Origin of the sequence: Amphritea atlantica (genome assembly GCF_900111095.1) — a bacterium.
Lineage (GTDB): Bacteria > Pseudomonadota > Gammaproteobacteria > Pseudomonadales > Balneatricaceae > Amphritea > Amphritea atlantica.
On sequence record NZ_FOGB01000002.1, the window covers coordinates 26168 to 43110 of the forward strand.

General features: G+C 53.2%; 17 protein-coding genes. 5 read left to right on the forward strand and 12 right to left on the reverse strand.

Annotation, left to right across the window (positions count from 1 at the left end):
- Nucleotides 1-17: 17 nt before the first annotated feature.
- Complete coding sequence (locus BMY09_RS03365) at nt 18-593, reverse strand: DUF1415 domain-containing protein (protein WP_091354040.1); 576 nt, start codon at nt 591-593, stop codon at nt 18-20.
- A 90-nt stretch (nt 594-683) separates the two neighbouring features.
- On the opposite strand from BMY09_RS03365, the gene BMY09_RS03370 reads away from it, so the two are divergent.
- From BMY09_RS03370 to phoR, 4 genes are all read left to right on the forward strand, one after another.
- Nucleotides 684-1226, forward strand: a complete 543-nt coding sequence (locus BMY09_RS03370) for a chorismate--pyruvate lyase family protein (RefSeq protein WP_245756490.1) — start codon at nt 684-686, stop codon at nt 1224-1226.
- Between the two features lie 16 nt (nt 1227-1242).
- Nucleotides 1243-2133 carry a 4-hydroxybenzoate octaprenyltransferase gene (ubiA, locus tag BMY09_RS03375; RefSeq protein ID WP_091354048.1) on the forward strand — a complete coding sequence of 297 codons (891 nt, stop codon included), beginning with the start codon at nt 1243-1245 and terminating at the stop codon, nt 2131-2133.
- Between the two features lie 104 nt (nt 2134-2237).
- A complete protein-coding gene (gene phoB / locus BMY09_RS03380; protein ID WP_091354052.1) occupies nt 2238-2933 on the forward strand; it encodes a phosphate regulon transcriptional regulator PhoB in 696 nt (231 codons plus the stop codon).
- 9 nt (nt 2934-2942) lie between these two features.
- The gene (phoR, locus tag BMY09_RS03385; protein WP_091354056.1) at nt 2943-4256 is read left to right on the forward strand and encodes a phosphate regulon sensor histidine kinase PhoR; all 1314 of its coding nucleotides are present in this window, start codon (nt 2943-2945) and stop codon (nt 4254-4256) included.
- A gap of 57 nt (nt 4257-4313) precedes the next feature.
- Here phoR and cysZ read toward each other — a convergent pair whose 3' ends face one another.
- The gene (gene cysZ, locus BMY09_RS03390; protein WP_338024085.1) at nt 4314-5114 is read right to left on the reverse strand and encodes a sulfate transporter CysZ; all 801 of its coding nucleotides are present in this window, start codon (nt 5112-5114) and stop codon (nt 4314-4316) included.
- Nucleotides 5115-5140: 26 nt separating this feature from the next.
- Nucleotides 5141-5365 (reverse strand): hypothetical protein, encoded by a 225-nt coding sequence (locus BMY09_RS03395; protein WP_091354063.1) that lies wholly within the window; start codon nt 5363-5365, stop codon nt 5141-5143.
- Between the two features lie 145 nt (nt 5366-5510).
- Between BMY09_RS03395 and BMY09_RS03400 the strand changes: the two genes are divergently transcribed.
- Nucleotides 5511-6455, forward strand: coding sequence for an NADP-dependent oxidoreductase (locus BMY09_RS03400; protein WP_091354067.1), 945 nt, complete (start codon nt 5511-5513; stop codon nt 6453-6455).
- Nucleotides 6456-6462: 7 nt separating this feature from the next.
- On the opposite strand, the gene BMY09_RS03405 is transcribed toward BMY09_RS03400, so the two are convergent.
- The 9 genes from BMY09_RS03405 to BMY09_RS03445 all read right to left on the reverse strand — a co-directional run bounded on the left by BMY09_RS03405 (nt 6463) and on the right by BMY09_RS03445 (nt 16940).
- The gene (locus BMY09_RS03405) at nt 6463-7260 is read right to left on the reverse strand and encodes a hypothetical protein (protein WP_091354070.1); all 798 of its coding nucleotides are present in this window, start codon (nt 7258-7260) and stop codon (nt 6463-6465) included.
- Between the two features lie 13 nt (nt 7261-7273).
- Nucleotides 7274-11104, reverse strand: a complete 3831-nt coding sequence (locus BMY09_RS03410) for a response regulator (protein ID WP_245756491.1) — start codon at nt 11102-11104, stop codon at nt 7274-7276.
- A gap of 21 nt (nt 11105-11125) precedes the next feature.
- On the reverse strand, nt 11126-13267 hold the full coding sequence (locus BMY09_RS03415; protein WP_091354073.1) for a methyl-accepting chemotaxis protein: 2142 nt from the start codon (nt 13265-13267) through the stop codon (nt 11126-11128).
- A gap of 41 nt (nt 13268-13308) precedes the next feature.
- Nucleotides 13309-13803 carry a chemotaxis protein CheW gene (locus tag BMY09_RS03420; protein ID WP_091354077.1) on the reverse strand — a complete coding sequence of 165 codons (495 nt, stop codon included), beginning with the start codon at nt 13801-13803 and terminating at the stop codon, nt 13309-13311.
- Nucleotides 13804-13816: 13 nt separating this feature from the next.
- Nucleotides 13817-14179 carry a response regulator gene (locus BMY09_RS03425; protein WP_091354079.1) on the reverse strand — a complete coding sequence of 121 codons (363 nt, stop codon included), beginning with the start codon at nt 14177-14179 and terminating at the stop codon, nt 13817-13819.
- A gap of 50 nt (nt 14180-14229) precedes the next feature.
- Nucleotides 14230-15036 carry a response regulator gene (locus BMY09_RS03430; protein ID WP_091354082.1) on the reverse strand — a complete coding sequence of 269 codons (807 nt, stop codon included), beginning with the start codon at nt 15034-15036 and terminating at the stop codon, nt 14230-14232.
- A gap of 595 nt (nt 15037-15631) precedes the next feature.
- A complete protein-coding gene (locus BMY09_RS03435; protein WP_091354085.1) occupies nt 15632-16066 on the reverse strand; it encodes a hypothetical protein in 435 nt (144 codons plus the stop codon).
- Between the two features lie 17 nt (nt 16067-16083).
- A complete protein-coding gene (locus BMY09_RS03440; RefSeq protein ID WP_091354087.1) occupies nt 16084-16344 on the reverse strand; it encodes a hypothetical protein in 261 nt (86 codons plus the stop codon).
- A complete protein-coding gene (locus BMY09_RS03445; RefSeq protein ID WP_091354090.1) occupies nt 16344-16940 on the reverse strand; it encodes a YjaG family protein in 597 nt (198 codons plus the stop codon). Before BMY09_RS03445 ends, BMY09_RS03440 begins: the two co-directional genes overlap by 1 nt.
- Between the last annotated feature and the right edge of the window lie 3 nt (nt 16941-16943).

The window sequence follows — 16943 nt, forward strand, 5'->3', positions numbered from 1 at the left end:
CGGCGTTTAAATCCTGCTTAGCAGTAATCCGCAAAGGGAGGAAAGCGCCTGATCAGCCCCTCCCGTCCCAATTCTCGTAATAACTTAATATTTCGCTCCGGTATCTGCTCCGGGTTGGCATAGTGGGTCAACGCACGCCCCATCTCCGCTTCCCTGATGATGTGAAAGGCGGGCCAGGGGGAGCGGTTGCTCCAATGGCTCAGGTCGTCTTCAGGAACCCCTTCAAAGCGATATGCCGGGTGGAAGCTGGCCAGTTGCAGCACTCCCTCCAGTCCGGCCTGCTCCAGCAACTCTTCAAACAGGCGCAGGTGATCCAGATAGTCGTAAAAGTCCTGCAGCCCGTCGGGCACAATAAACAGCGTTGTCGACACCGTCTTCTCGTCAGCTGCCAGAAGCAACTCAATCTCAGCCAGAAACGCCGCCACCAGTGACTCCCCCTCCTGAGCGGTGGTCACCGCATAACGCAGGGTGTTATCTCTCACCACCGGTGCAGCAAACGGACACAGGTTTAACCCAACAACCATCGTTTCTACCCACTCCCGGGTGATCTTTTCTACCTCAGCGGGCGAATAGCCCCGCAGTGCTTCAGTCATAACCTTTACCCTATTCTGAACGGTGCGAAACCGATACTTTTCACCTCAGCTAGGGTACTATACGGCCAGTTTTTTTGCCGAGAATTTATTGTGCCTGTCGCTCTGAGTCAGAACCGTTTTAATACCCGCTGGTATACCCTGAAACGCCCTGCAACTACTGATGCGCCACTGATCTGGCGCAGATGGCTGCTCGACCGGGGATCGTTAACGCAACATCTTGTACAGGCCAGTCAGGGTCAGTTCAGAGTCGAGGTTGTGCGCCAACTGTGGGGCCGCCCAAGCCGTTCAGAAGCCCGGGCTCTGAATATTGATCCGCGGCAAAGAGTGCTGATACGGGAGGTCCGGTTACTCGGCCATAACCAGCCCTGGGTCTTCGCCCGCACCATCATTCCCGCTTCAACGCTGACCGGCAAGCAACGAAAACTGAAAGGACTGGGGTGCCGATCACTGGGTAGTGTTCTGTTCCGCGACCCAACCATGAAACGGGGCCCCTTGCAGATCAGTCGTCTGACACTGAACTGCGGCGATACAGCCTGGGCCCGACGCTCACTGTTCTACCTGGCGAATAAACCACTCCTGGTAACCGAGGTTTTCCTGCCAGCCCTGCAACAGGTACACTACGGCAATAAATAAATTCGGATTGATCACTATGCAATTGGGTACACAGATAATCAGCCCGGCCTGGCAGCAAAAACTTAAAGCCTGTGGCGAGCTGATGCGGGTCAGTAAACCGATCGGCACCTACCTGCTGCTCTGGCCAGCGCTATGGTCGCTGTGGATTGCCGCAGCAGGGATTCCGTCGGCCAGTTTACTCATTATCTTTGTGTTGGGAACCTTCCTGATGCGCTCAGCCGGGTGCGTTATTAACGATTTTGCGGATCGTAAGATCGATGGTCATGTCAAACGGACCGCTCAACGCCCCCTGCCATCCGGGAGAATATCCTCTCAGGAAACGCTGATACTGTTTGCCGCACTGTTGGCAGCCTCATTTGTACTGGTACTGTTTACCAATCAACTGACGGTCTGGCTGTCCATCGTTGCGGTGGCACTGGCATCCTCCTATCCCTTTATGAAGCGCTATACCCATCTGCCTCAGGTAGTCCTCGGCATGGCATTTTCCTGGGCGATACCGATGGCGTTCAGTGCGACGCTGAATGAGGTGCCAAAAATCGCCTGGCTGATCTATATCGCCGCCATTCTCTGGATCATTACCTATGACACCATGTATGCGATGGTCGACCGGGACGATGATATCCGTATCGGCGTGAAATCCACCGCCGTGCTGTTTGGCGACATGGATAAAGCGATTATCGGATTGCTGCAACTGCTGACACTGGCAATTTTTATCATGCTGGGTATCAACCTGAACCTGTCGTTCTGGTTCTATCTGGGTCTGATGGGAATGGGCGGATTTTTTGTCTACCAGCAATACCTGATCAGAGAGCGTCAGCGGGAGGCATGCTTCACTGCTTTTCTGAACAACAATTACGCGGGAATGTCGGTTTTTATCGGCTTATTTCTCCACTATCTGACAACTTGATGACAAATAGCCCGACAGAGGATACTTTGTCATATTTCTGTAACAGTTTCATAATCTAATATGACCGTCCTAATACATAGAATGAATAGATGAGGTGATTGGTCATGACGTCGGGTAAACGCGTTCTGATTGTTGACGACGAGGCTCCGATTCGCGAGATGATCGCTGTTGCACTCGAAATGGCGGGATACGATTGTATGGAAGCCGATTCCGCACAGGCGGCACATCCCATGATCGTTGATCGTAAACCGGATATGGTTCTGCTTGACTGGATGATGCCAGGGATCAGCGGTATCGAATTTGCGCGCCGTCTGCGTAAAGATGAAATGACCTCTGACATCCCGATTATTATGCTGACGGCCAAAACCGATGAGGATAACAAGATTCAGGGACTTGAAACCGGTATTGATGACTACATTACCAAGCCGTTCTCCCCCCGGGAGCTGGTTGCCCGCCTGAAGACCGTGCTGCGCCGTACAACGCCAAAAGGCGTTGAAGAGCCGATCACCGTTGACAGCCTTACCCTGGACCCGGTTTCTCACCGAGTCAGTTCAGAACTGAAACCACTGGAACTGGGCCCCACCGAGTTTCGCCTGTTGCAGTTTTTTATGACCCATCAGGATCGCGCCTACACCCGTAGTCAGTTGCTGGATCTGGTCTGGGGTGGCAACGTCTACGTCGAAGAACGTACCGTTGATGTGCATATCCGTCGTCTGCGAAAAGCCCTGGGTGACCGTCACGACTACCTGATTCAGACCGTCCGCGGCACCGGTTACCGATTCTCTTCCCAGGTCGCCTGAGCCTAGCCTATGTACAACTCCAGCCATACAATAGCCGGCAACCTCCTGCTAACGGTGGTTGTAAGTTTGTTTCTGGGGTTTATTATCGGCTATCCCGGCTGGACTCTGGCACTGGCGTTGTGTCTCTGGGGAGCCTATCAGGTTAAACAGTTTAATCGCTTACAGCGCTGGCTGATGCGCGAGGACCACACCGACGTACCGGAAAGTAATGGTTACTGGGGGGAACTGTTTGATGAGATATCCCGGGATCAGAAACGCCAGATTCAGCGTGCCCAGTCACTGCGTAATGTGATCCACCGGTTTCAGCAATCCTCTGCCGCACTCAGCGATGCCATCGTCATTATCGATGCCCAGAACCATCTGGAGTGGTGGAACAGAGCCGCGGAAAAACTCCTGGGGATGAAAACCCAGACCGACCGGGGCCGCTCGGTGATGAACCTGCTGCGTGATCCGCGCTTTGTCCGCTACTACCGCAAAAGCCAGTACGATGATCCACTGCAACTGACATCCCCGGTACAGAAAGATACCGTCCTGGAATACCGCATTACCCGCTTTGGTGCCGGTGACCGGATTCTGGTGGCCCGCGATATCACCCGCCTCAAGCAACTGGAACAAACCCGGCAGGATTTCGTCGCCAACGCCTCTCACGAGCTGCGCACGCCGCTGACAGTAATTCGGGGCTACCTTGAGACCTTTCTCGATCAGGAGCTTCCCCGGCCGATGCTCCGGGGCCTGAGCCAGATGGAAAGCCAGTCCCGCCGGATGGAAAACCTGGTCTCCGACCTGCTACTGCTGTCGCGACTGGAAACCAGTGCCCATGTCTCCGATGAACTGCCAATTCCGATTCACTCAATGATCGCGCGCATCCGTGAAGACGGCCTGGTACTGGGACAGGAGAAGAATCAGATAATAGAGATGGACCTGGAGCAAGACAGTGCCCTGCTGGGGCAGGAGTCCGAGGTCTACAGCGCGATCTCAAACCTGGTGTTCAACGCAGTGCGCTACACCCCCGCCGATGGCCATATCAAACTACGCTGGTGGACCGATAAAGAGGGTGGGCATTTCGCCGTCAAAGACAACGGACCAGGGATCGACAGCATCCATCTGCCCCGCTTACAGGAGCGGTTCTACCGGGTAGATGAAAGCCGCTCGTCTGACAGCGGCGGTACCGGTCTCGGGCTGGCGATCGTCAAACACGTCATGCTGCGGCACGGCGGCAAACTCACCATCAGCAGCCAGTTGGGCAAAGGCAGCACATTTACCTGTCACTTTCCCCATGAACTGGTGATTCCCGCGGCCGAGAAAGTCAGAGCCAGGCAGTAAAAAAACGCACCATCGGTACGTTTTTCAGAAAATCCCCCACCCGGCCTGCTTAGCCCGTCAGCCTCGCTTATCGTTTAACTGCCGTTGACCGGCTAACCCTGTAAGATCGATCTCACCGCCATCAGTATACTCTTCAACCCAGAAGATCGTCGCGCCAACTACAGCCGCAGGCATGATCAGCAGATTAAGCAGAGGGATCATCATGCCGACAGAGATCAGTCCACCAAACCCCACTGAGGTCAGCCGACGCTGCTTCAGGGAGTCTTTCATATCGCGAAAACTCACCCGGTTATTATCCATCGGGTAATCACAGTACTGAATCGCCATCATCCAGCAGCCGAACAGAAACAGCAGCACCGGCGCCACCATACCCAATACCGGGATAAACGTCAGAATCATCAGGAACAGCAATCGCGGCAGGTAGTAAAACAGTTTAGAGAATTCCCGGGCCACCGTCCGGGGAATCAGCGCCAGAATCTCCTTCCAGCCGGAGTCGGTGATGGTCACCCCCCGTAAACGCTGCTCAACTTTCTCGGACAGAATGCCATTGAACGGGGCCGCAATAATGTTGGCTACAACACTGAAACTGTAATACACCGAAATCAGTACCAACGCTGCAATCAGAGGCCAGAGAAGATAACGTAAAAACTGCAGCCAGTCCCAGTCCGGCAGGATTGAACTGAGCAGATAGTCGATCCAGTAGCCCATCTGATCAAACAGCAACCAGATTGCGCCGGTAAACAGAAAAATATTGATCAACAGAGGCACCACAACAAAGTGCCGAATTCCCTTCTCTGGCAACATCGCCAGACCACGCAAAAAAAAGTTTGCGCCGCGTAACGGATTTCCTTTCATCATTTCCTCAATGGGTTAACAGATCAAAATCAGGCAAAAAAGTGGTTATAAAAACGCACAATCACAGCCAGCACCATCATCGACAGACCTATCCGGTTGATCAGAAACTCCCGTTTGGTAAAACTGATCGTTGCCTGCCAGAATATAATTATCGACTTGAAATCACTGGTGCGCAGCACATAGAGTATCAGTGACACCAGAAATACGCCAAGACCGACCATCATTAACAGCTGTTCCGCCACTGCCAGAGTCATTTTATCATCACCATTCGTTGCTATTCAGAGCGCTAAGATTAACAGAAATAGTCTGCAATAGTGGCTGGTTTAGCCTATAACTTTATGTGAATATAAAATTTTCCTGTTCCTTTTTTCCTCTTCTTTTTATTCACCGGAGTCTCCTATGCATGCAATATCAATTCATCAGTTTGGCGGTACAGAAGAGTTAATTTACAGTAAACAAGCCAAACCTCAGCTTAACCCAGGCGAGGTGCTGGTTAAGACCACCGCCACAGGCGTAAATCCGATTGACTGGAAAACCTGCTCCGGCGGAGGTGCCAGTGGCTTTATCGAAGAGTTTCCGTTTATTCCCGGCTGGGAGTTTTCAGGTGTGATTGCCGACCCGGGGGATACGGGTTACAAGGTCGATGACGCAGTATTTGGTATGATCAGATTCCCTCAGCCTGCCGGCTGCTATGCCGAATATATCGCCGCACCGGCCGCGCAGATCGCCCGCTTGCCGGATGCTGTTGATCTGATCATGGCCGGCGGTCTGGCCACGGCCAGTCTGACCGCCTGGCAGGCACTATTCAATAAAGGAGAACTGCAAACCGGCCAGCAGGTGCTGGTACTGGGTGCCGCGGGCGGCGTGGGTCACCTTGCGGTGCAGCTGGCTAAATGGGCCGGAGCCCATGTCACTGGAACAGCCTCGATGCACAATCATGAGTTTCTTGCGGAACTGGGGTGTGAACGTGCCATCGATTACCATACCCAGAGTCTCAATGAGTATACCAACAGCATGGATCTGATTATCGACTGCGTGGGGGGAGATACCGGCATCGGAGCCCTGCCCTGTCTCAAACCCAACGGCGTCTTAGTCACCCTGCCCTCGGTAACCAAAGAGCAGGTAATCGCCGCTGGAGCGGCTCAGAAGCGGCGTGTTGAGCCCATTTTCTGCGAACCATCAGCAGAGCAGCTAAGCCGCATCGCGCAGTTGGTGGCCGACGAGGACCTGAAGTTGCACATCGGCGAGACATTCCCGCTGGAAAAGGCCGCTGAAGCGTTCGAACTGAGCAAGAGCGGCCATGTCTGCGGCAAACTGATTCTGACCGTCAATGGTCAGGCTTAAACGGCCTTCAGGAGTTTGCTGCGTTCGTTTGAGAGAGATAGTCCGCCTGCAGTTGTTTTAACTGCATCACGACCTTCACCACAGAACGGTCAACCAGCGCGGGCAACATAGCGCCGGGGCGGGCTTTAGATACCTGAATGGTCCGCTCCAGCGCATTACTCAGTTGCTCTAACTGTTGATTAATCTGAGGGGTATTCTGTGACAGTTCCTGCAACGCCACCATATTGCTGCGCAGCTCGCCGGAGATTGCGTCATAAGAGGTATCAGCCTCTGCCGCGACGCCCCAGGCGGTCATCGCGTAAAGCACCACTAACTGCTGACAAAGCAGCTCTTGCTGGCCCAGCAACGACAGCGGCCGGGCGCTGTCATCCGGGTTCGCCAATACAACTTTTTCCAGAGTGGCATCCGCCTGACTAAGCAGTGCTTCGTTCCCGGAATACAGCTCTTTAAAATGCATCTTATCGGCTTTGCGCTGATACAGCTTTTGCGTCGACTGCCAGCTCTGCCCCAGCCGTGCCAGCTGTTGCTGCACCGCCCTATCAGAAACAAAATCGGTCAGTTGCTGTTGTTGCGCAGAAAACGTCTGAGTTGCCTGTGTCAGTTGCTCATCGGCGTTACGGGCACGAACCCCCAGTGCAGAAAACAGATAACTTTTCAGCATCACCTGTGTCAGCGTCCGCTGCTGTGCCGCCATAGCGATCGCCTCAGCCTGAGTGTTGATTTCTGCAGCCCGGGCTAAACCCGCCAGACAGACGGTCATTAGTAGGGTCGAGATTGATGCTTTGATGATTGTTTTAGTCTTCATATCAATACTGTCTTCAGGCTGTTTGAGTGGTAGTTTGTAACAGAGTCTGCACATGATCCAATAGTGCATTTTCGGTCCAGGGTTTTGTCAGAAAGACACTGACACCCGAGCTCTGAGCTTCATCACGATGCCGCTGGGTGTTTCTCGAGGTGATCATCAGTACCGGAATATCGCTCATCCCTTCCCGGCCACGAATCGTACTGGTCAGCTCCATGCCGCCCATCCGTGGCATCTCCAGATCGGTCAGTACCAGATCCGGACGTTTTTTACGCATCTGATTCATCGCATCCAGGCCATCGATAGCGGTACTGACATCATAGCCGGTGTCCCGTAGCAGAGTGGACAGCGAAGCCCGCGCACTGAGAGAGTCATCCACCACCAGCAGCTTCGGCAGGCCCAGGTCGCTCTGCACCGCTACCGGATTAAACAGGTTGTGCTGACTCGCCAGCTTATAACGGATTCGGGCGGGCAGATCGATGACAGCGGCGGTATCACCATTGGCGAGAATCGTCAGTCCGGGAATACCCGGCAGGTCAGGCAGATAATCCCCCATCTGCTTGAATGCCAGTTCCCGGTGTGCGAGCAGCTCACGCACCATGACCGCAACCTTCTCACCCTGCCCCAGATTAACCAGCAATACCGGGTGAACCTCTCCCGCGGTGTAGGGGGTGCCGTATTCACCCAACAGTGCTTCCAGGCCGTAAGCGGGAAACTGTTCGCCGTTGTGCTCAAATATCATCCCTTCAGCCGTATCATTCAGCGTTCCATCCAGCGATATCATGGTCTGCTCCAGACCATGGCTGGCCAGGGCATAGATCTGTCCACCGGCGCGCACCAACAGGGTTTTAATCATCAGCGAACTGGAGGGCATCGATAATGCGAAAGTGGTTCCTTCTCCCTCATCTGAGTGGATATCCAGAACGCCCTGTAATCGCATGATCTGCTGATGCACAACGTCCATGCCGATCCCCCGGCCGGATAACTGACTGATCTCATCCCGGGTCGAGAATCCCGGGATCAGGATCAACCGCTCAGCGTCACGTTTGCTTAACTGCACCTCAGTACCGATCAGCCCCCGCTGAATAGCCACTTCACGAATCCGCTCGGCATCAAGACCCCGGCCGTCATCGCTACACTCCACCCGGACCTGATCCTGATCCAGCCAGAAGCGCAGCACAATGCGCCCCTGCTCTGCTTTACCCTGATGCTGCCGCTGTTGCGGGCTTTCCAGACCATGATCAACCGCGTTACGGATAATATGCATCAGCGGGTCGGTGAGCTGACTGAGAATATGACTGTCGATCCGGACCGCCTCTCCCTCGATAATCAGCTCCGCTTGTTTTCCGGTACTGCGACACGCCTGACGGACCACCCGGTGGAGTCTGGCAGCGATCGATTTAACCTCCACCAACCGGGTACTGAGCACCTGCTCCAGCGTCTCTTTCTGCACCCCGGACTGGACAATATGCAGCTCTCCGGTACGACGGATATGGCGGTCCATCAGTTGCTCTACCTCCTGGATATCTGCAGCCGCCTCCTGTAGCCGGGACATACTGGTATGCATCTCGTTATAACGATCCATCTCCAGCGGATCAAAGCTGTCGTCGGTATCGGTTGCCGGCTGCATGGTAAACTGCTCGTGCAGTTGCTGCTCAAGCTCAAACATAATCCGCTGCAAAATCCGCTGACGATCGCGGCTGAGACGGACATAACTGCGCAACTGCGTAATCTGTTCATTTAACTGGGTATTCAGCGTGGTGCCTTCACCGGCAAGACGCATCAGCTCATCCAGTGTTGCCTGAGGAACACGGAAAACGGTCTGTTCCCGGGAACTCTCAGCAGCATCCTGGGGAGGCTCCTCCTCTGTCAGAGACAGCGCTGTTTCAGTATCCGGACCCTGCGCGGTTAACGGCTGTGTCTGTATTGGCACAACCTCGCTGTCGCTCAGTTCCAGCCCTTCACTGCGTAAGCGATAATGCCAGTCCATTAACAGCTGCAACATGGCCCGGACGTTCTCAGGCGCGGCCGACTGATTTATCACTGACTCACACATCATCGCCAGTGTATCGGTTATCGCCGTCAGGTCATTGCAAAGCTGTGTACCCGGCTGTTGTCCCGCTTCGGTATAGAGTTCAAAGATATCTTCCAGCCGGTGAGTCAGGTTGGCTATACCACTGATACCCGCCATATTGGCCAGACCTTTAAGCGTATGTGCTGCACGTTGAGCCTCTCGTAACGCATCGGGGTTCTGCCGTTCGGTTATAGACTGAAGCTGTTCTGACAACTGCTCAGACAAAACCGGCAACTCACTGAACAACATATCCAACAGCTGGGGATCAATATCTGCGGCGATATCCAGCTGGATATCGCTGTCGTCAGCCCATTCCTGCTCAATACTGTGCGCAGTTTGCAGTCTTGCCAGTGACAATAAGCCGCCAATATAGCTGATCTGCTCTTCAGTCGGACTGGCGGGAAGCTCCAGCGCTTCAAGCTGATCCAGCAACACCTGCTGCCGGGAAAGATCGTTAATGTCGTCCAGATAACTGACCAGATCACTGAGCAGGGCACTGATCTGCAAGAGCATTTGCCCCTGCAGCTGCGCCGGATAACGCTGTAACCAGTCGATATTGATCTGTAACCCCAGCACAATGTCCGCCGCACCGCTCAGATGAACCGTATGCATCGCCCGAATCACCGGGTCTAATAGCTTTTGCGATTTTTCCAGCAGCGCTTCAGCCGTATCAGTGTTGCCGCCGTTCTGCTGCCACAGCGATTCAAGCTGTTGCAGCGAACCGGTAAGCATCTCCAGCACCGCCGGATCCAGCTGTGGTCCCGGTTGTTGCAACTGCTCCAGAGCCACCTGACAGAATTGCGGCGGATGTTCTGCGGGAGGTTGCTCTGCTGGGGATTGCTCTGCGGGGAAAGGTACAGCTGCGGGCTCAGGCAGTGCCCCGACCTCAACAGTCACTACCGGAGGCTCCGGATCAGTGGACAGAGCTGCATCGGAAACAGTCTGAGCGGGCGGATTCAGCTGTTGCAGATCAGATATCAGCAGCGGCTGTAGAAACGCCCGGTCATCCTCCGGCAAGGGTTCCTGCCAGCAGGGAGCGCTCATCAGTGACAACAACGTCGCCACAGCGTCCGGTTGCAGCGTGGTCAGCAGTTGGGTTGCCTGTTGTTGCAGTTCAGCGCGCTGTGGATTGTCGCACTCCGATTGCCACTGTTCAGCCAGCAGGGCAAACAGATCGGCAAAACCGGTATACGCCTCATCACCCGCCTCCTCTGCCAACTGGTGAAGCTGAACTATGCCGCTATCAGTATCCAGTTCAGCAAGCTGACTGAGCTGTATTACCCAACGGCCAGGAATTGAATTGCTGGTAGCTTCTTCAACCTCTGCTACGGTTTCTGGCACCCTCTCCAACGCTGTTGCAGACACCGCTTCAGAAAGCTGAGCGGTCAGCTTATCGCAGTCCTGTGCCAGCAGCTCTGCCAGGAACTCACAATCCTCTTCCGGCAACGGCTCCGGCCAGTGGCTGTCACTCAGACTGGCAAGAAGATACTGCCAGACACCATTGTCCGGCCGATGGATAAGATCATCCAGCGCTTTGTGGAAATCCAGTAACAGCACCCGCTGTTCGGAAGGTTCTTCAATCTGATCAAGCTGTTCGAGCTGCTCGGCAAATAATGCCAGGCCATCGGCAATGCCCAGTAACCCGGCCTCGCTGAAGGGATCGACCAGCTGTTGCAATGCCTCAGTCAGGTCTGAAGCATTGGGCTGGTCATCCATCTGCCGCTGTAATTGGGCCAGAAACTGCTCTGCTGCGGTGATACTTTCAAGGATCATGCTATCTGCCTGTCAGGTGACTCAGGAAGCGATCGGAGCCGCCAGCTTGAATACGCTGACAGATCGCTGAAGTTCCTGTGCTGCGCTTACCAGCTCATCAGAGAGTTCAGCCTGCTGCAGCATCTCCTTGTTGGTCGCCAGGGTTGTTTCATCGATCTTACCTGCACGTACCCGCAGATCTTTCGCCACCCGGGCCTGTCTGGCCGAGTTCTGTGCGATGCGCACGACCGATTCTACCAGTGTCTGGGTGGTTGCACGGGTTTCATCCATCCGCTCACCCGCTTCCTCTGCCAGACGGGTACCCTCCACCACATCCGCGATTACGGTGTTCATAACGTTGATAGTATCTGCGGTTTCCAGCTGAATATTGTTAACCAGAGATTCGATCTCAGAGGTCGCTTCGCGGGAGTTCTCCGCCAGACGCTGTACTTCATCTACCACCACCATCAGGCCCCGTCCCGCTTCACCGGCAGATGCCGCGTGCATACTCGCATTCAGGGACAATACGTGGGTTCGCTCGGAGATGTTGTTGATCAGGCTGACGATACCGCCGATCTCCTGGGAACGTTCGCCCAGACGTTTAATACGTTTTTCCGCCTCATGAATGGTCTGACGGATCTTATTGATACTGCCAATCGTCTGGGATACCGAGCTCATCGCCGTTTCCGAGGTTTTAATCGCTTTCTGGGATGCGTTGTTGGTCAGCACCGCCAGTTTTGAGATCAGCTCCATCGCCTTGATAGCAGAGTCCAGTCCCTGCAGGGTTTCAACGATCTCCTCCTGCTCCCGGCTGGCGTACGTCAATACGGTTTCAGACTGAGACTTCACCTGCACTGAGGCATTATTTACCCGCAGGGAGACGGCATTTACATCGTTCAGTACAGTCTCAATCGAGGTTGTCAGTTGGTTAATCGAGTCAGCAATCGCGCCGGTAACATCTTCCGCCACCGGAACCCGGACGGTAAGGTCCCGTTGACTGATCTGAAATACGCTCTTGATCAGCTCGATGATCGAACCGTTGAGCTGACGGTTTTCCTGCTCTTTGGTTTGCAACGCCTGCTCTTTCTCGTCCAGCAGGGTATCCAATACCAGACCGAACTGCCCCAGCTCATCGCGGGACTCAAGCTGACTGCGGGCATCCACATCACCTTCCCGCACCCGGTTAACCGTTTCCTGCAGTTTTTTCACCGGATCGACCACCCCAAACTTGATAATCGACATCGCCACTGCCAAAGCCACAATCATCATCGCCATGGAGAAAAAGAAGTAACTCACCATGGTGAGCGTCTCTTCAGCCTGTAACGCACTGTTGTCTGCTTTCTGCTTATCCGCCAGCTTGATAATACGAATAATATGTGGATCCAGCGCTACAATGATCGCTGGCAGCAGACGAAACAGACTCTCTCTGCGCTCAACCGCATCAGATAACTGAGTGAAAAGTTGTTCAGCGTCAGTAATATCAGCCAGAGCGTTACGGCTCTGGGAGATCTGTTCAGAGGCAGCCGTCTGCAACGCTCGCTTCAGTTGCTCAATCTGCTGCTTAACCATGTTTTTCGAGGCCGCCTGTCCGGCGCTGAAAATATAGTCATTGATATTGCTGTTCAGAGCAGTGAATGAACTGATCAAATGTGGCTGACGGGTTCTGGCTACCAGATCACCGGTAGCGGCCATCAGGGTTCTCATCTCCCCGGAAAGCCCCTCATCAGGTGTCAGACCTGCAACGATGGCCGCTTCTGAGGCATCGTAAAGGGTATCCTGATAGTTATCGATAACGGCCTGCAACTTCAACACCCGCTGCAGGTCTTCAGGCGTCTGCAGATACTGCTTCAGTTTGAGTATATCCCGATCCACCGTCGCCATAGTGCGGTTAAACAGCGTCAGCTGCATCAGATCATTACCAATCTGAAAGCTTTTTTCGTAATAGCGGGCCTGAGTGATATTCGCATCAATATTCCCCGTTAGCCGCAAGAAGGCATTTACCTGCTGAGAACGTTCCTCAGACTGCTCATCGATGACAATGGTCTGGTAATAGGACGCGCCCATAAAGATGAGGCCTATCACCATCAGAATGCCAGCTATCGCGAACTTAAGGGGCATCCGTATATTGCGGAACTCCCACATATGCGAGCTGTTATCGGTTTTTATCTGCCTGAATGAAGTCATACGTGGTATTCCCCGTGTCAATATCTGCTTTATCCAGCGTTTCAGGCCGGGAGAGCGGAATCGGTCTTGATAAAGCGCTGCTTCTGTCTGGAAAAGTAGGCCCGGTGATCAAACTCAAACCAGATCGAGTTTTGATAGCGATATTCGCCACTAGAGATGCCATCCAACAGATCAGGGCAAGGTGCATCGGCCCGGCCGGGATTGGTGATCCCCTGTGGTGTTTCCTGCAGCAGCACTGCTGCGGTCGCAGGCTGTGCATCAAGCAGCAGTAGCCATCCCTTTTTCGGATCGGTTATACCCAGCCCCAGAGAGGCTGCCAGGTCATATACAGGAACAGCATCACCGCGATGGTTGATAAACCCGACAAACCAGTCGGGGGTATCGGGAATAGCGCACAGCCGCTCACAGCGATGTAACTCAGAACGGACCTGTGGCTGCAGCAGCAGTTGCAGAAATCCAACCCGGAATCCATGGCGAAGATCGTATTGACCCTGTGTTTCAGCTGCACTGTCCGCAGTGATATTGTGCTGTTCCATTGCTATCGGTACCTCAGAGAAAGGCGTTAACCTGATCCACCAGTTCCTGATCGGAAAATGGCTTGGAAATCATCGCTTTGGCCCCCTGGAGCTGTGCCCAGACTTTATCCGCTTCCTGATTTTTACTGGAAACAATCACGACCGGGATCTCCCGGGTCGTATCGCCAGAAGTGATCTGACGACAGGCGGCAAAACCATCCACTTCAGGCATAACAACATCCATGAGAATAAGATCCGGTCTCTCCTCAACGGCCTTGCTAACCCCCTGCTGACCATTCGCCGCCACAATAATCTCAGCATCAACAGCCTGAAGTGCTGTGCAGATACGCTGCTGCTGTACGGGATCATCTTCAACGACCAGAATTTTCTTACTCATTACCACTCCATTTAATATTCAGTTGCCAGACTCTCTGGCATAACACTTATCTAGTTTCGCTTAAACTCATTAACCCAACTGGACACCCGGCCGATGACCTTCTGGAACTCCTCCGGATCGATAGGCTTGGTCAGGTAGGTGGAACAGCCGGCCATAATCCCCTTAACCTCATCCAGAGGCGAGGTTTTCGAGGTTAACATAATAATCGGGGTTTTCTTCAATGTCGGTAGCTCACGCATCCGGGTGCAGGTTTCAAAGCCATCAATACCGGGCATTACCACGTCCAGAAAAATAAAATCAAATGGCCCATCGTTTACGCGGTCCAGTGCCTGCTCACCGGTGTCGGCGTAAGCAAGTTCAACGGCGGCGGGAAGTTTTTCCAGCTCCAGCGTCAGGGCCTGCTGCATCGCACTATTGTCATCCACCACCAGTACCCGGTAGTGATCCTGTTGCGTGACAGGTTGCGGCAGATCAGCCGTTACTTCTGTATATTTTCTGAAACGTTCCTCTGCTGCGACAGCGGCAGCCTGAAGGTCATCATCCGACTCTTCATTTTCTGAGGTCATCTCATCCAGGGTGCGGATGACCCGCGACGATACCAGCGGGTAGCGGATATGTCCCAGTCCACTCTCCGATGGAACCTCCTTACTGACCTGAATCATTCGCGAGCGATAGCCAGCGGACAGTTGCTCCAGAGCAGGATCAGCCGTTGCCTCCTCACCAAAAAGTAATAACAGATCCGGCGGCATCTGTGGATCAAAGGCCACCAGTTCGTAACGCTGATTTCTCGATAGTTCGAGTATCCTGGCCAGCTTCTGCTGCTGATCGGCGGGAAAGCCTATAGTTCCAATATTCATGGTATTTCCTGATTAACCACTACAGCAAAACATCTATTCCACCCCGGCGGGCGGGCATTAACATAAAACGGCTTTATCTAATCAAAAAAGCGCTTAACAGATATTCGAACAAAGGGGGGCAACAATGATGGAGGTAAAGTGTTACAGAGTCTTTAAACCGCTTCAGACCAACACACTATCCGTTTACTTAAGCGCCTCAGCGACTTTAGATTTTGCGGATATCACGCTCTACATAAACCAAACTGGCCCGCCTGATCTTAAGCAGCGCCAATTGACCTTTGTTATATTTATTGTCTGTAAAACAAGTGCTTCTTTTTCTGCTGAACCGGTCAGTCAGCGCCGGGTTCAAACAGCTGTATCAAACTACGGCTTATGTAAGGTTTTGACAAGACCAAGACAGTCAGTCAGGATTGATTTATTGACTGCAGCGTCCAGTTAAGATCTCTGTAAACGAACGCAGCAGCGGTGAAGGGTTTCTTAAAAATCAAATACTAAGCCAGAAAATACAGTAACAGGAAGTCAATGATCTGGCGCAGCTTCTGCCGGCAAAACAACCTCCCAAACTGGGTAATATGCCATTAAAAGCCCTATACAATCAGGGCGCATCACTGCAGAGCTGTTGTTGTTGTCGCATAATCAGTCGACACCCTTTCGCCAGCAAGCCCAGCTCTGTACAGCGATCTTTTACCCAGGCTTTATCATCTTCAGTGGCCTTCTCATGAAAAGGAGGGATGTTATTGCAGATACCCACTGTTGGCTGGCTGCTTTCCCAGCACGCTTTAAAGTATGTTCCGCCACTGACCGTACAGCGGTATTCAGAGTCATCACACTGCTCTACCCGTTGCAACGCATCCGTAAGACAGCCTTGCTGATCGGTTTGCTGGCCGGCCGAGATACCTTCAAGACGCTGTTGCTCCACCATCGTCTGGTGTTCTTCATTCCAGCTCTCCAGCCATTCAGGTGCGTTCAGCCAGCTGTAAAAAACGCCCACAATAATCGCCAATAGCAGACCCAGCCAAAAACGTCGCATAACTCTTAAATCCTTTTTCAACGCCTGCGAACATAGAGTCCAAGCAGACAACAACAAAAGCCAGCCGCGCTGGCCAGCATCGTCAAATTTACAAACTGCGGATTACGAACAGCAAAGGGGATAAATGGATGCGATGCCTGCATATCGCAGACCTCTGCCATATAATCAAATGAGCCTCCTGCAGAGAGACACTCATTGACGCTGCTCAGTTCAGACCAGAACACCCCCATCAAAACCACACCGGGGAGTATCAGCAATATCAGACCCAGTCGTAACATTACTCTTCACTGACTCCAATATTACTGACGCCCTCATTTGCAGCCAGCAATTTCAGGTCTTGAATAGCTGCAGCCGAGGCACTCTTCATCGCCGCCAGCCGGTTAATCACCTCTTCCTGAAAGCTTTCTTCCTGCTGCATCATCTCATGATGGCTGATATAGACCAGCAGCTCTTCATCGGACATATCGGCGTCGGCAGTCACCTCGATAAAGGTCGCGACGCACTCCAGTGACAGATTGCCAACACTGGCCGCTTCTGTCCGGTTCGGCTCCAACAAACAGTTGATGGTTGAATACAGCGCGACCATCGCATCCAGAGCCGGGGATGCGCCATACATATCAAATTCGTCAAGATCAGGCATATTGGCTTCCACATTAGCCTGCTGCACCTCGAAGTTCATTTTCGCTCCGGTATTACCGAGCTTATTCCAGACACCATCAAGGATGCTGCGCACCTGATCGCGATCACCAAACTCAAGCAGGGTAGAAAACAGTGCAAAGTTGGGAAACATCCGCTCCGTCAGCGCCACGGAGAAGGCGCTCAGTTGCCATCCATCGAGCGCTTGCAGCTCTTTTTCCAGTGACCATTGTGACATCAG